The following is a 12134-nucleotide window of genomic DNA, read 5'->3' as shown; positions in this document are numbered from 1 at the left end:
AAAACATTTTGGGAGTTTTTTATAAGATTCGGTGGTCCTTAGAGCAGCGCGGGTTGACCAGGACGATAGTATCGGCGACGAAGAGCCTAGGACGTAAATTCTTTGGACGGCAAGAGACGCAAGTGGCACATCCGTTCGATGTGCAGAATATGGTGACAACTGACGGCCTCATACCAGGCCACGATCTTGCCGTCGGGCACGCCAACGATAGATTCATTGCAGGCTATGCAGCAATACCGCCGTCGCGCTTTTATGGCGCGATGGAGCGCTGGCAAGCGAGCAGCCCAGCACATACTCTCGGGGAGTACACCTTCATCGACTTTGGATGTGGTAAAGGAAGAGCCGCACTCCTCGCCTCAGAACTCGGCTTTAGGGAGGTAGTAGGAGTCGAACTAAACACGAAGTTGGCAGAGATAGCGCAGACTAACGTGACTAAATGGAACACACAGGGTAAAGCAAAAAGTCCGATTCGAATTGTGTGTGGCGACGCTCTGGAGTTGGAGTGGCCCGCTGGACCTTGTCTGGTGTATCTCTACAATCCGTTTGCTGAACCGGTCATGCGGCGGTTGGCCAACAAAATGAAAATGCATTTTGGCACCAATCCGACGAATCTTGAAATTGTTTATCAGAAGCCGGAGCACGCGGAAGTGTTTCAGAACGACTTCCAAATGGTGTGGTGTGAGGTAATCCCAATGTCCGAGGATGACCGCCATGCGGAGTTTGTCGCAAGCCCAACAGACGAGAGCCGAGCCTATCGATTATCGATCTAGCGATAGCTGCATTTTATGCGACTACCGCCACGAGCAAACCCAAACTCGAGATAACAATTGCGCCTAATGCACTCCTACCTCTTTCACAAAAAGCAGATTGAGCATCGCTGCAGTCTCAGTTAGGATCTAGAAGTGGTCTAGGAGAGTTTGAGATGAGTGCGTCAAATGAATCAGTGCCTTGGATTGATCGTTGGTGGCCGCTGCTGGTGATCCTTTTTGGAGTGGTCTTCGTCTCTATCCTGGTATCGTTCAACCCAACAACATAAAGATCTTCAGCAGTACAAAGAAAGGCGCGGCGCGAGCCGTGCCTCTCGCATTTGTATCGAAAACAACTCACCCGCGATCTGATTCCATGTGCAGAAAAAGCGGCGGACCCATCCATCCGCCGCCCTGTTCCTTCTTTGCAGCCCGAGCACTCAGCCCTCAACCAACTTCGCCAGGTTAGGCAGCAAATCACTCCAACCATGCTGGTGGTCATCACGTGAGCTTTCTGTGGCAAACTGCTCATGCCTCAACGTAATCTCTGTTCCACCCTCAACATCTCTCAACGAGACAGTAACGAGCGAAACCTCAGACGGATCCCGGTTTCCATACCAGGTAAACTGCAGCAGCTCATTTGGAACCACCTTCCGATACTCACCGCGAACAATCAATACTCTGCTCTCATCCACTTCCCCCGGCTTCGGATTGCACGGCTTGCCGAAACACTCAATCGCGTACTCCCCGCCCTCGCGCACATCGAACGTCGCCGCCGACACGACCTTGGACTTCGATCCAAACCACTCCTTCACAACCTCCGGTCGGGTCCACGCCTCATACACGCGAGCACGGCTCGCACGAATCACGCGTGTCATCTCCAACATCAGAGCGCCGCCGCCTTCACCAACATTAGCCTTCTGCTGATTCATCGCCAGAGTTGCCATTCCGAACATCCTCTCCCGGCGTCCCCGCCGCTTCCAGGTAGCTCTGGAGAGCATCCAGCCGCCCAGTCCAGAAGGTTTCGTAGTAGGTCAGCCAGGCCTGCGCCGCCCGCAGAGCATCCGCATTCAACCGCACCATCCGGTAGTTCCCTTTTTTCTCCCTCCGAATCAACTCCGCCCGCTCCAACACCTGCAGGTGCTTGGACACAGCCGCCAGCGACATGCTGTAAGGCTCCGCAATCTCCCCGACCGTCTTAGCCTCCAGCGTCACATCCCGCAAGATAGCCCGCCGCGTCGCGTCCGACAGAGCATGAAACACACAATCTAGTGCCGCAACTGATGATTCAACCATATGGTTGAATATAACTCGAACACAAAAACCAATCAACCAAAAAGTTAAATAGAATTGAAAATATCCTGATACCGCAAGTTCCGAGAACATGGAACCGGCACCAGCCCACCGACAAGAACATCGACCAGCTTTGGCGTATTAGTTAGCCAAAGTCTTTACAATAGAGATAAGGGGGCATTTTTTTTCTAAGCACTAAAAACCTACGTCGTCGGCAGAGACAAGCCTTTTATTTTGAATATTTTGCGAGTAAGCCTTTCATTTGCAATATTTTACAAGCACCTCAGCCCTGCAAACTGAACAAATAAAATAACTTATGTGCAAAATACCCCCCAAAGGCGAGGGGGGAGGGCCTCCCGACAGGCCTCCACCACGAAACACCACAAAATCACTACAAATCACCACGATAGCGCCACAAAAAAGCACCCAAAACAACCTAAACTGGAACCATAATGACCGCCAAGCTCTCCTCGATCGCCCTCCTGGCCGCCATCACCACAGCCGCCACCGCCCAGACGACCACCACCCCAAAGACAACAACCGCAACCGCCACGCACCACACCACAACCGCCGCAAAGACCGCCACTACACCACCAAATATCCCCAAAGTAGTCGGCATCCCGAAGACTCTCTACGCCATCAAGTACGTCGACATCAAGGTCGGCACCGGCCCACTCGCCGAAGACCGCAAATACTACACCGTCCGCTACACCGGCTGGCTCACTAACGGCACCAAGTTCGACTCCTCCTTTGACCACCCCGGCGCAGAACCCATCACCTTCCCCTACGGCGGACACCGTGTCATCGCAGGCTGGGACACCGGATTTCAGGGCATGCACGTCGGCGGCAAACGTCGCCTCTTCATCCCCTACCAACTCGCGTACGGCGAATCCGGCCGCCCCCCCGTCATCCCAGCCAAAGCCGACCTCATCTTCGACCTGGAGCTGGTCTCCCAGTCGGACACCCCGCCTGCCGCCCCAAAACAGGCCCCCCCCGCCCCAGCAAATCCCACCGCCCAACCAAAGCCGGCAGACGCTCCCGCTCAACCTTCAACAGCACCGACCCCCAAGCCGTCTACCGATGCACCACCGACAGACTCCACCACACCCTCAACTCAGCCGACGACTCCCCCGCATCCTGAGGGCCTGTAGTCTCATCTGATCCCAAGGAAAGCCACGCAAACAAATATGTTGGAAAGACTTAGACCGCTCGCACCCTACCTCCGTCGATATTGGAAGCATCTCGCCTGGGGTGGGGTCGCGGTCGTCTTATACAACACAATTAAGGTTTTGATCCCGCTCGTCATCGGCCACGCCATCGACGACATGCAGCACGGCATTACCGAAGCAAAGGTGGTCCACCACACCCTTCGCTTACTCCTGATTGCAGTCTTATCCGCAGTCTTTCTCTACATCACACGACAAGTCATAATCGGAGCGTCCCGCGAGATTGAGTTCGACCTTCGTAACGATCTCTTCAGCAACCTCGAGCGTCAAGCCCCAAGCTTCTTTCACACTCATCGCACCGGCGACATCATGGCGCGCACAACCAACGACCTTAACGCCGTTCGTCAACTCCTTGGTCCAGCGATCATGTATAGCGCGAACACCATCGTCTTCACCGCGGCCGCCCTTCCCTTCATGTATCGCATCAGCCCGAAGCTGACCTTCTTCGCCTTCGTCCCCCTCCCCATGGCGTCGGTCCTCGTCCAATACTTCGGCAACCGTATTCACCGCAGGTTCGAACGCATCCAGGCGATGTTCTCCGACATCTCCGCGAAGGCTCAGGAGAACTTCTCCGGCGCCCGCCTCATCCGCGCCTTCGCACAGGAGGAAGCCGAGATCTCCTCCTTCGAAACCGCCAACATCGAGTACATCAAACGTAGTCTGCACCTCGTCCGCCTCATGGCTATGCTTTGGCCGACCCTCGAGTTCGTGCTCGGTCTCTCTCTCATGATTACGCTCTTGGTCGGCGGTCACGAAGTCGTCGCCCACCGCATATCCGTGGGTCAGTTCACTTCATTCAACGTCTACATGGTGCAACTCACCTGGCCCATGATCGCCGTTGGCTGGGTCGTCAATCTCTTCCAACGCGGCACTGCATCAGTCGTCCGTATCGATGAGCTCCTCAAGCAACAACCGTCCATCGCGGACTCACCGACCGCAACTGATACGCCGATCAACGGAGAGATCGAGTTCCGCAATCTGACGTTCTCCTACCCCGACGGTCCGCCGGTTCTTCAAGACATCAACCTACGCATCCCCGCTGGCACTAGCCTTGCCATCGTCGGCCCCACGGGATCAGGAAAATCCACTCTTGTCGGCCTCATCCCACGCCTACATGACGCTCCACCAGACGAAGTCCTCATAGACGGTGAGCCTATCCGCAACTTTACCTTGGCCGGGTTACGTAAGAGTATCGGCTTCGTTCCGCAAGAGACATTCCTCTTCTCCGATACCATCCGACAGAACATCTCCTTCGGCCGTCCCGAAGCGTCCCAGGAGCAGATTCACGACGCGGCCAGCATTGCGCACATCGGCAAAGAGATCCTCGAGTTTCCCAAGGGCTTCGACACCATGGTCGGCGAACGTGGAATTACGCTCTCTGGCGGCCAAAAGCAGCGCACAGCAATCGCTCGCGCAGTCATTCGCGAACCAAGGATTCTCATCCTCGACGACGCCCTCGCCAGCGTCGACACCTACACCGAAGAGCGCATCCTGAATGGCCTTCGTCAGGGTATGGGTAGCCGCACCACAGTCTTCATCTCCCACCGAATCTCAACCGCCCGCAACGCCGACCAAATCGCCGTTCTCGTCGCAGGTCGCATCGCAGAGCTAGGTACCCACGAAGAGCTGATCACGCGCAACGGATACTACACCAGCCTCTTCGAGAAGCAGCGTCTCGAAGAAGAGCTCTCAGTAGCAACCTAGTTGCAGCTAGGCCAGCCATCGCGAAGCACTTGCTTCGCTGTTGCCTGCGAGCACCTCTGAAGGCGCCACAAACTTCTCTTCGCGAGTTCGCAGCTCTCGCGGCAATACTCTTCCGGCTTCAGGATCGCGAGCCACCACCACCCATGCCTCGCGAACGTTTCGCACTAACCCGATCACCTCCTGAAACTGCTCCGCTGATTCAAGATGGGACGCCTCAAGCGTCATCGTGAACATCGTCGCATAAAAATCAGCGAGCGAAGCGGCAACACTTCCACCAACATCGGGTCGCAGGCGCGCCTGAAGATACATCAGAATATCAACAACTTTCTTGACCGCAATCCGCCGACCGTGAGTATCGCCTTCTTCCACGCACTGCATCGCTCGGTAAAGAAAACGAATCATCCCATCATAGAGAGCAATGATAAGCTCGACGCCCGTTGCACCGATTAAGGCCTGCTGCTGATAGTTGCTCTCGCTCACTTGCTTGTCCTTTTTACTGTTGGTTCGGGTTGAAACCGGTCACAGAGTCGAATACAGAGTTGACTTCGTCGAGCTGGCTTGGGATCGATTGCAATATCTGGTTAGCAGCGTTCAATTCATTCGTGAGCTGTGTCTTCTGTGTAGCGAGTAGCGCGTTCTCATTGGTGATATTTGTGCCGAGCTGTGTCTCCTGAGCACTGTTCTGTTGCTGAGCGAGGAAGATGGCGCCATTTGGCGCTTGAGTGCCCAGGTTATTGAGCGTAGTCGCGAGATTCTGCCCAAAGCTACCCGTATTCTGAAAGAAGCCAGCGACGTCAGAGAAGTTACTGTTGATCGCAGTGTCGAGAGTGTCGCTATTAAGTGTCAGAGTCCCGTCAGGGTTAGCAGTTATTCCGAGCTGATCAATGCTCTTGATGACTCCGCTCGCCGCTTCCCCAAAGAGTGCTCCCGAGATTTGACTCTGCAGCTGTGACAAGATCGTCGTGCCAGAGAGCGGCTCTTGATTCCCGTTAGAGTCTTTGCCGGTCTGTGCCTGAAGGCTTTTTGTGACCGCGTTGAACGCATTCACCAAATTATTTACCGCTGTCTCCACATCCGTAGTGTCGTTCGTAATCTCGACCTGGACGGGCGCATCAGGATTAGCGCTTTTTGCTAGAAGTTGGAAGGTAACTCCCGGAATCGCGTTCGTTACCGTATTCGAACTGACACCGAGGGTAGTCCCGTCTACGGTGATGCTTCCGTCCGCTCCTGCCTGAGTGCTTGTAAATCCTATACTCGTACCGCCATCGCTGAGCGTGCTTCCCGACGCATCGATCTGCCCCGCCGCCCCGCTGGTCGAGCTCTGCAACGAGAGCCGCGATCCGGTCGAGTCCGTGAGGACCGACGCGGTTACACCCGCGCCCGCCGAGTTGATGGCGGCAGCGAGGGATGACAACGTGTCACCATCTGCGGATATGGTCTCGGTCTTGCCGTTCACCGTTATGGTCACATTGCCGGAGAGCAGATCGCTGGCGTTGGCGATCGTACTCGACGCCTCGGCCGAGGTGGTAGCCAGTGAGTTGACAACGATCGTATGACTCCCAGCCGTCGCGTTGGATGCAGCGCTGGTCAGTGACACCGTGTTGGTATCTGAGCTTGACCCTTCCTTCTCCGAAAACACGCCATCAAAGTCGCTCAAAGCCTGGAGACTGGTAGTCAAGGTTGAAAGATCAGTTCCGAGCGCAGTAAAGACGGTGTCCTGTGCTTTGAGTCCAGTCAACTGAGTATTCCATGGGTTCTCCACAGCAGATGCGGCTGCCTGGATCTGCGCGACCGTTGTTGCTACGTCAAACCCCTGCCCGCTCGTCGGTGATCCAAAACTTAATCCAACCGTACCCATTCCACCCTCCGTTGTTGCGTCCTCACAACAGCATGCAATCCCGCAGCCATTACGACTGCCTCAAGAATTAGGAAAAACTAAGTTCCTAAAACGAGGCAAGGCAGCCAGGACAATCAGCATCCTGGCCGCCTTCATCTCAGTTCGTCTACTGCAGGAGCTTCAGAATCTCCTGCTGTACACTGTTCGCCTGTGCCAGCGCGCTGATACCGGTCTGGCTCAGGACCTGGAACTTCGCCAGATCGCTGGTGGCCTGACCAAAGTTCGTCGCCAGAATGCTGTTCGATGCAGAAGCAAGGTTCACCTGCTCTGAGCTCGCCACGTTTGACGCCGCATTTAGTTGGTTGACGTCAGCGCCGATGGTGCCGCGCTGAAAGGAAACATTAGAGATAGCAGTTGTCACATCCGTAAGTGCCGTTGAGGCTGCCGTTGTGGTGAGCAAATTGTCTGCATTAAGCGCCTGTCCGGCTCCGGGCACCGCGCCCGCAGTAGTACCTACGCTTGCAGTTGTGAGGACTCCGATCGTGTCGGTGAAGGTCGAAGTGCCAGCCGCAGTACCATCGCTTACGACGAAGCTGGTCGACGCCGAAGAAAAGACGTTGATGCTGTTAAAGTTCGTCGTGCTGCCGATATTGCCAATCTCGGTCAGAATGCTCTGGAACTCGGTATCGGCAGATGTCTGTTGTGCAGTGGTCAGCGTGCCGTTGGACGCTTCGGTGGCCAGAGTCACGGCACGGTCGAGCAGGTTCGTCACCTGTGACAGTGCGCCGTCGGCGGTCTGCAGCAAGCCAACGCCGTCCTGAGCATTCTGTGCAGACTGCGTCAGAGCAGCCTGGTTTGCATTCAGTCCGTCCGAGATGGCAAGGCCAGCCGCGTCGTCCGAACCGCTGTTGATGCGAGAGCCCGAGGAGAGCTGTTGGAGAACAGTATTGAGGCTGTTCTGCGTCTGGTTGAGACTGTTCTCTGCGTTGATCGCTGCAATGTTAGTAAGAACACCTAAGGACATGAGGAAACGCTCCTATACTGCTCGGTTTGAGTTACCGCGACGCCAGTCCCGGGTGCCCGCCCGGCAAACTCATGCTGCAAACAAAGCAGCAATAAGATCCGGATCACCATGCGGAAGGCTCCGCGTTCTCACACCTCATCGGCGCACGCAATCGCGACTTTAGTAGGAGCTTCTGCAGAAGCCGTCGTAGCAGTAATCCGTCACGCTTGCTATTGCAGTCAGCTTCTGCGCCGATGAGACTTCTGGAAGAAGGTCCTAACTCATGATCGAACTGACACGCCTGAACGGTAGCCCCCTCGCCGTCAACTGTGACCTCATCAAATATGCCGAGGCCGCGCCCGACACCGTCCTCACACTCATCACCGGCGAAAAGCTCGTCGTCCTCGAACCGTGCAGCGAGGTCTCAGAGCGCACCTTGGAGTATCGTTCGGCTGTTCTCCGCAAAGCTTGGCCCGAAGCCGCACCAGCTGTCATCGCCCGCTCCGCGCACGACGCCGACCAGCGCGCTCGCGAACAGGACCGTAAAACCTCCAACGAATAAGAACTTCACATTGGAAGAGGACACCCATGGATATCGCCAGCATCGGCGGCATCGCTCTCGCTATCATCGGCATTCTCGCCGGCATGATGGTCGAAGGTGGCAGCATCGCTCAGATCACCCAACCCACTGCGGCCATGATCGTCATTGGCGGCACCGTCGGAGCGGTCATGCTCCAATTCCCTCTCAATATCCTCGTCGCTGCCATCAAAGCAGTCATGAAGGTCTTTCTTCACAAGGGATCGAACGGCGAAGCTACTCTCGCCCAGATAGTCGCGTTCGCCAACAAGGCTCGCAGAAGCGGTATCGTCTCGCTCGACGCCGACCTGGCAAATGTCTCTGATCCCTTTCTCAAACAAGCCCTCATGCTCGCCGTCGATGGCACCGAGCCGGCCGAAGTCCGCAAGATCATGCAACTCGAACTCGACAACAAATCAGAGATCGAAGAGAAGATCCCTGCCGTCTTTGAAGCAGCCGGCGGCTACTCACCCACCGTCGGCATCATCGGCGCAGTCCTCGGACTCATCCAGGTCATGAAGAACCTCTCCAACATTGACGAGGTCGGACGCGGCATCGCCGTTGCTTTTGTTGCCACCATCTACGGCGTAGCCATGGCTAACCTCATCTGCCTCCCCGCCGCAGGAAAACTCAAGTTCCGCCATCGCGAAGAGCAGATGATCAAGGAGATGATGCTCGAGGGCGTCATCTCAATTCTGGAAGGCATGAATCCACGCATGATCGAGACCAAGCTCCGCACCTATCTCTTCGACTCGCATCCAGTGAAGGCCAGCAAAAGCGCAGAGGTTAACGCATGAGCAAAAAAAAGCATCCCGAACATGTAAACCACGAGCGTTGGCTTGTCTCCTACGCCGACTTCATCACCCTGCTCTTCGCTTTTTTTGTAGTACTCTTCGCCTCCAGCCAGACGGACAAGAAGAAGCAGCTGAAACTGTCTGCAGCAATTCAATCCGCCTTCACCCCCCTCGGGACCTTCGACGCCCACTCGAAGACACCGCCGCTCACAGACATTAGCGCCGCAGCCATCACTAACTCAATCCCCGCGGCTATCGTCCCGCCGCTCCCCTCCACCAGCGCGGAGACTCTCGAACAGACCGAAGCCCGCCTGCGCAAGCTTCTCGCCGAACAGGTCGCCGCTGGCCGTATTCCTCCAGGCGGAGTGACCATGCGCATCACACCGGACGGCCTCGTCATCTCACTTCACGAGGCTGGCTTCTTTCCCTCCGGCTCCGCTGAAGTTCGTGCAGCATCAATTCCGATGCTCTCCCTCCTCGCAACCACTCTACCTGCAGGGCCACTTCGCGTCGAAGGCCACACCGACAACGTGCCCATCCAAACCGAGCAGTTCGCCAGTAACTGGGAGCTCTCGACCGCACGCTCCACTGCAATCGCTCGCCTGCTCCTCGAACGCGGCCCCATTAATCCAGCGAACCTCTCCGCCGCTGGCTACGCCGAGTTTCACCCTGTCGCCAGCAACAACACCGAAGACGGACGCACGCAGAACCGTCGCGTCGACGTCATTCTTTTGCGATACCCGGCAACTTCACAATAACCCGCTCGCTCGCTGTCCATCGAACTCTGCACTCTCTCTGATACGGCCACTCCAGCACCGTATCAGAGAGGTGGAGCGCTTGGATCGAGTCATATAAGATCGTGAGGGCAGACGCAAGAGGATGTAGACAATGAAAGAACAACATTGTGTACGCGTAGGAATACTGGGATGCGGTCCAATCTCGCAGTTTGCCCATCTCGAATCAGTGCAAAAAGGCCGCAACGTTATCTTGCGCGCAGTCTGCGATGCAGATGAAAGCCTCGCGCAGCGCTTTGGCCAGTTCTACGATGCCGAACGTATCTACCGCGACTATGACGACATGTTGGCCGACGAGCAGGTCGATGCTGTCCTTATCGCAACCTCAGACGCCTTTCACGTTCCCGCCGCTCTGAAGGCGCTCTCCGCTGGCAAGCATGTGCTCTGCGAAAAACCGGTTGGAGTCTCGGTCGAAGAGGTAGAAGAACTCGCACAAAAAGTTACGCAGAGCGGCCTTGTATTGCAGGTTGGCCATATGCTGCGCTTCGATCCAGGCATCGAGGCAACCCACGACTTCATCCAAAACGAGATCGGCCAACTTCTCGCGCTCAAGGCCTGGTATTGCGATTCAACCCACCGTTACACCGTCACTGATGCCGTCCAACCAGTACCACGGTTTGGTGCCAGCGCATTAAAACCAAAAGATGATCCTAAGAAGGACAAGGCCCGCTATTACATGCTGGCCCACGGCTGTCATCTGGTCGATTTGGCCCGCCACTTCAGCGGGCCCATCAAGGCAGTGCATGCCCGGCTCTCAGAGCGGTTCGGCGCATATTGCTGGTTCGTCGAAACGGAGTTCGAGAACGGGACTCTCGGCCATCTTGACCTCACCGTCGCAGTAAGAATGGACTGGCACGAAGGCTTCCAAATATACGGCGAGCACGGCAGCGCAATCGGGAAGATCTTCAACCCCTGGTACTACAAATCGAGCGAGGTGGAGATCTTCCACGAGAGCGACGCAACCTGTCGCCGTGTCCTCGGCGCTGACGGCCACTTCTACCGTCGCCAGCTCGAAGCCTTCGCCGATGTCATCCTCAATCGCGCGCCGATGCGAGGTGCATCGATCGAAGACGGCGTCGCCTCCGTTCGCGCCATGGTAGCCATCGCTCAGTCTGCTCGTTCCGGCCACTCCGTCACGCTGGTCGACGTATCGGGAGCTGCTTAGTGTATCCCGCCATCTTTACCCGAACGTACCCGATCACCAACACTGCAGACGTCCTCTTCGCCGTCACGCAGGATGGATACGCGGGAGTGCAATTCAATCTACTCTCCGCTGGACTCGCAAGTCTTCCTGAGAGCCTGCCCGACGGATTGGCCGAAGAGGTCGCAAACTTTGCGCGCTCCAATGGCCTTTTCATCGCTGCACTCTCCGGCACCTACAACATGGCACACCCTGACTCCACCGTCCGGCTTGCTTCTCGCGTCGGCTTTGCCAATGTGGTGAAAGCAGCACACCGCATGGGTGCACCCGTCGTCACCCTATGCACTGGCTCTCGCAACGAGTCGGATATGTGGCAGCACCATCCCGACAACGACACGCCCGCTGCCTGGCACGACCTCCGCACCGAACTCGACTACGCCTTGGGGCTTGCTGATGTAACCGGCGTCAAGCTAGCCGTAGAACCGGAGCCAGGAAACGTCATCTGCGATGCCACAGCAGCCCGACGACTGCTCGACGAAGTCGCCTCACCGCACCTCGGCATCGTGCTCGATGCAGCCAATCTGTTATCACCCGAGAACCTCACACACCAGAGGACCGTCATATCTCATGCCGTTGAACTGCTAAGTGACTCCATCCTTCTCGCTCACGCCAAAGACATCAATGCATCCGGTCAGGTAGTCGCCGCTGGTGATGGTGCTGTCGATCTACCCGCTTTCGTCGCGGCCCTGCGCTCCGCCAGCTACGATGGGGCCTTGATCGGGCATGGGTTTTCGGTCGAAAAGACCCGTGACGTCGCAAAGTTCCTTACCCACCTCGTGGAGACCACCTCATGAGTGCAACCACTTATCAAGCCAAGCTAGACTCAAGCAAATGTTCTTATTGAGTCTATACTTGCATTATGTATGGTTCGTACAGACACACAACGCAAGACAGAAACGACATTGATTTAAAATACTCACTGGATGTATCGATCTAACTAGTCTCAACGTCCAACAGTA

The 12134-nt window shown here is 56.1% G+C and carries 13 protein-coding genes; 8 read left to right on the top strand and 5 right to left on the bottom strand.

Going from position 1 to position 12134, the window contains the following annotated elements; translation table 11 throughout:
- The first annotated feature begins 122 nt into the window (after window positions 1-122).
- Window positions 123-770 (top strand): class I SAM-dependent methyltransferase, encoded by a 648-nt coding sequence (locus tag RBB82_RS19800; RefSeq protein ID WP_433972462.1) that lies wholly within the window; start codon window positions 123-125, stop codon window positions 768-770.
- A gap of 416 nt (window positions 771-1186) precedes the next feature.
- Here RBB82_RS19800 and RBB82_RS19795 read toward each other — a convergent pair whose 3' ends face one another.
- Complete coding sequence (locus RBB82_RS19795) at window positions 1187-1693, bottom strand: SRPBCC family protein (protein ID WP_433972461.1); 507 nt, start codon at window positions 1691-1693, stop codon at window positions 1187-1189.
- Window positions 1659-2042, bottom strand: coding sequence for an ArsR/SmtB family transcription factor (locus RBB82_RS19790; RefSeq protein WP_433972460.1), 384 nt, complete (start codon window positions 2040-2042; stop codon window positions 1659-1661). Before RBB82_RS19790 ends, RBB82_RS19795 begins: the two co-directional genes overlap by 35 nt.
- Before the next feature lie 449 nt (window positions 2043-2491).
- On the opposite strand from RBB82_RS19790, the gene RBB82_RS19785 reads away from it, so the two are divergent.
- The gene (locus tag RBB82_RS19785) at window positions 2492-3190 is read left to right on the top strand and encodes an FKBP-type peptidyl-prolyl cis-trans isomerase (protein ID WP_433972459.1); all 699 of its coding nucleotides are present in this window, start codon (window positions 2492-2494) and stop codon (window positions 3188-3190) included.
- A gap of 36 nt (window positions 3191-3226) precedes the next feature.
- On the top strand, window positions 3227-4969 hold the full coding sequence (locus RBB82_RS19780) for an ABC transporter ATP-binding protein (protein WP_433972458.1): 1743 nt from the start codon (window positions 3227-3229) through the stop codon (window positions 4967-4969).
- Between the two features lie 6 nt (window positions 4970-4975).
- On the opposite strand, the gene fliS is transcribed toward RBB82_RS19780, so the two are convergent.
- From fliS to RBB82_RS19765, 3 genes are all read right to left on the bottom strand, one after another.
- A complete protein-coding gene (fliS, locus tag RBB82_RS19775) occupies window positions 4976-5449 on the bottom strand; it encodes a flagellar export chaperone FliS (protein WP_433972457.1) in 474 nt (157 codons plus the stop codon).
- A 13-nt stretch (window positions 5450-5462) separates the two neighbouring features.
- On the bottom strand, window positions 5463-6827 hold the full coding sequence (fliD, locus tag RBB82_RS19770) for a flagellar filament capping protein FliD (RefSeq protein ID WP_433972456.1): 1365 nt from the start codon (window positions 6825-6827) through the stop codon (window positions 5463-5465).
- 145 nt (window positions 6828-6972) lie between these two features.
- Window positions 6973-7830: a flagellin gene (locus tag RBB82_RS19765; RefSeq protein ID WP_433972455.1), complete on the bottom strand. Its 858-nt coding sequence runs from the start codon at window positions 7828-7830 to the stop codon at window positions 6973-6975.
- 262 nt (window positions 7831-8092) lie between these two features.
- Between RBB82_RS19765 and RBB82_RS19760 the strand changes: the two genes are divergently transcribed.
- The 5 genes from RBB82_RS19760 to RBB82_RS19740 all read left to right on the top strand — a co-directional run bounded on the left by RBB82_RS19760 (window position 8093) and on the right by RBB82_RS19740 (window position 11969).
- Window positions 8093-8371: a flagellar FlbD family protein gene (locus RBB82_RS19760; RefSeq protein WP_433972454.1), complete on the top strand. Its 279-nt coding sequence runs from the start codon at window positions 8093-8095 to the stop codon at window positions 8369-8371.
- A gap of 26 nt (window positions 8372-8397) precedes the next feature.
- Window positions 8398-9183 (top strand): flagellar motor protein, encoded by a 786-nt coding sequence (locus tag RBB82_RS19755; protein ID WP_433972453.1) that lies wholly within the window; start codon window positions 8398-8400, stop codon window positions 9181-9183.
- On the top strand, window positions 9180-9938 hold the full coding sequence (locus tag RBB82_RS19750) for a flagellar motor protein MotB (RefSeq protein ID WP_433972452.1): 759 nt from the start codon (window positions 9180-9182) through the stop codon (window positions 9936-9938). The genes RBB82_RS19755 and RBB82_RS19750 overlap by 4 nt, the downstream gene beginning before the upstream one ends.
- A 130-nt stretch (window positions 9939-10068) precedes the next feature.
- On the top strand, window positions 10069-11139 hold the full coding sequence (locus RBB82_RS19745; RefSeq protein ID WP_433972451.1) for a Gfo/Idh/MocA family protein: 1071 nt from the start codon (window positions 10069-10071) through the stop codon (window positions 11137-11139).
- Window positions 11139-11969 (top strand): sugar phosphate isomerase/epimerase family protein, encoded by an 831-nt coding sequence (locus RBB82_RS19740; RefSeq protein ID WP_433972450.1) that lies wholly within the window; start codon window positions 11139-11141, stop codon window positions 11967-11969. Before RBB82_RS19745 ends, RBB82_RS19740 begins: the two co-directional genes overlap by 1 nt.
- Window positions 11970-12134: the final 165 nt, after the last annotated feature.

Source organism: Tunturiibacter lichenicola (assembly GCF_051013355.1).
Lineage (GTDB): Bacteria > Acidobacteriota > Terriglobia > Terriglobales > Acidobacteriaceae > Edaphobacter > Edaphobacter lichenicola_F.
Note: the sequence above shows the minus strand (reverse complement) of the source record. Positions and strands in the feature narration are given on the sequence as shown.